Origin of the sequence: Caballeronia arationis, from assembly GCF_001544975.2 — a bacterium.
Classification (GTDB): domain Bacteria; phylum Pseudomonadota; class Gammaproteobacteria; order Burkholderiales; family Burkholderiaceae; genus Caballeronia; species Caballeronia arationis.
Genome location: NZ_FCOG02000370.1, coordinates 1 through 2176 on the forward strand (window position 1 = coordinate 1; position 2176 = coordinate 2176).

At 56.9% G+C, this 2176-nt stretch carries 3 protein-coding genes and 1 pseudogene; 3 read left to right on the plus strand and 1 reads right to left on the minus strand.

Annotation, left to right across the window (positions count from 1 at the left end; genetic code table 11):
* Positions 1 to 139: 139 nt before the first annotated feature.
* The 3 genes and pseudogenes from AWB81_RS49100 to AWB81_RS42290 form a co-directional block, all read left to right on the plus strand.
* Positions 140 to 283, plus strand: a pseudogene (locus AWB81_RS49100) (lyase family protein); the annotation flags it as partial.
* A gap of 7 nt (positions 284 to 290) precedes the next feature.
* Positions 291 to 1055, plus strand: a complete 765-nt coding sequence (locus tag AWB81_RS46670; protein WP_268811811.1) for a lyase family protein — start codon at positions 291 to 293, stop codon at positions 1053 to 1055.
* Positions 1056 to 1267: 212 nt separating this feature from the next.
* Positions 1268 to 1630, plus strand: coding sequence for a YbaK/EbsC family protein (locus tag AWB81_RS42290; RefSeq protein ID WP_268811812.1), 363 nt, complete (start codon positions 1268 to 1270; stop codon positions 1628 to 1630).
* A 119-nt stretch (positions 1631 to 1749) separates the two neighbouring features.
* Here AWB81_RS42290 and AWB81_RS42295 read toward each other — a convergent pair whose 3' ends face one another.
* The gene (locus AWB81_RS42295; RefSeq protein WP_235026240.1) at positions 1750 to 1998 is read right to left on the minus strand and encodes an isochorismatase family protein; all 249 of its coding nucleotides are present in this window, start codon (positions 1996 to 1998) and stop codon (positions 1750 to 1752) included.
* Positions 1999 to 2176 lie beyond the last annotated feature (178 nt).

The following is a 2176-nucleotide window of genomic DNA, read 5'->3' on the forward strand; positions in this document are numbered from 1 at the left end:
AACTCGGCCTCCCGGATCTCACCCGTTTGCGCATTGATGATCGCTATCTTGTCGCCTGAGTAGTCGACGAATAACTTGCGCTTGTTCGCGTGCTGGCCAACCTCGTGCTGCGCACCCACGAGGAGCTTGCCCTCCTTTAATCGACGAGGTCAAGCAACTTGCTGCGCTGTTCGAAGGGAAGGCTATCGAATTCGCCGACTTGTTGCACCTGGGCCGCACCTGCCTGCAAGACGCTCAACCGATGCGGCTTGGGCAGCTTTTCGGTGGTTACGCATCTCTGACGAAGCGCCTTGCGGAGGAACTCGTGGGGGGGTCGCGACAAACTCCGGGCCCTCCCGCTCGGTGGAACGGCCATCGGCACGGGCTTCGGCGCGCCAGCGGGGTACCGTTCTGCCGTCTACACGCATCTCCGTGACATCACCGGAGTGATGTACGAGCCGCCTGCAAATCCGTTCGATGCAATGCAGAACATGGATGTGTTCGCGCGTGTCTCTGCAGAGCTTCGGACGTGCGCCGTCTCTCTGGCGAAAATCGCGTCCGACCTGACTGTACTATCCTCCGGCCCTGTTGGCGGACTCGGAGACCTGAAGCTGCCCGAGGCGCAAGCCGGTTCATCAATCATGCCGGGCAAGGTCAATCCGGTCTTGCCGATGGCGATGATTCAGTTGAGCTTCGCCGTAGTCGGAAATGATGTCGCGGTTGCACAGGCCGTGCAATACGGCGAGCTGGAAATCAATCACTTCGAGCCCGTGGTCGCATCGCGCGTTTTCGACAGCATCGCGCTGCTCAATAATGGCGTCCAGCGATTCGCTCAAAAGTGCGTCACAGGCATCGAAGCTGATGTCGTGCGCAACGAGAAGCACCTGATGGAATCGATGGCTGTTGCGACGGCACTGGTTCCGAAGATTGGCTATGCTCGTGTAAGCATGCTGGCGCGCCAGTCCGTGACCGAAGGCCGTTCGTTGGTCTCGATTCTTGACGAGTCGGGAGTGCTTTCGTCAGACGACACCATCGCGGCAATTCAAAAGGCATCGTACCCCGTGTTTGATATGTAACCTGCAGATGAGCGGACATCGACCTGGAACACGTCCAGGTCGGCACATTTGCTATTTCAGATAGACAACAGCATGTTCGGAAAAATCGAAGTACTGAAGCTTTTGATGGAGAAGGATATTCCGCACACTTCGGAGGAGCATGAGTCCGTGCTCAATATGGTGGAATCAGGGGCGCTGGCGCGCTGTCACTCGCCGGCACGCGCTGCAAGAATCTGCTTCTGCAAGACAAGAAGGGTAACTACTATCTCGTGGTGACGACCTCGTCAAAATCACTCGACCTGCTGGCAGTCGCTAAATCTATGAGCAGTGGGCGTCTTTCGTTTGCGTCGGCAGAAAACCTTCTCGAGTTGCTTGGGGTTCGTGCCGGCTCATTGAGTCCGCTAGCGTTGGTCAACGATGAAGGAAGACGTGTGCGGCTCGTAGTAGACCTCGACCTTGCGGACGAACAAGCGTTTCTGTTCCATCCCCTCGAGAGCAATGCGAGCGTGTCGCTCTCACGAGCGGCACTGGACGATTTCATGACCAACATCGACCGGCAAGCGGACTGGCTCAATTTGCCGGAACGAGCAGCTTAGGCGGACCATCGACGCAAGTGCCTGAGACAACGACAAAAAAGCAACGTCGCTTCGGCTTGCAAAATGAAGGTGGAGGACATTTTGGGGCATTCTTTTGAATCAGCGCCGAGGTTGCGATGTTAGCCTGTAAACTCTTTCGCCGAAATCAACTTCGCATACCCAAAACGCAGTGCTGCCATGAATGCCGCGTGCACCTGCGCTGCCGGGACATGCACTCCGTTGAATTCGAGGTCCTGCGTGGCGCAGGCATCGTGAATCACGGTCGTCGCATAGCCCAAGTCCATTGAATGGCGAGTCACCGCATCAATGCACATGTGGCTCATGTTCCCGACGACAACAATTTTTTTGATTCCATTCGCCTTTAACACTAACGAGGCTCCGCCTCAGACCGACGAGTTGTACGGGTGACTGCGGAGCGCTGGCGGTGTAAGGTGGCTCCGGTCGAGCCGGCTGGGACGTGCCCAGCGATGTACGAGCTCGAAGCTCAATGGGTCCGAAGACCCGTGGACGACCGGAGCCAATCATGACGTTATCACAGAGTGTGTG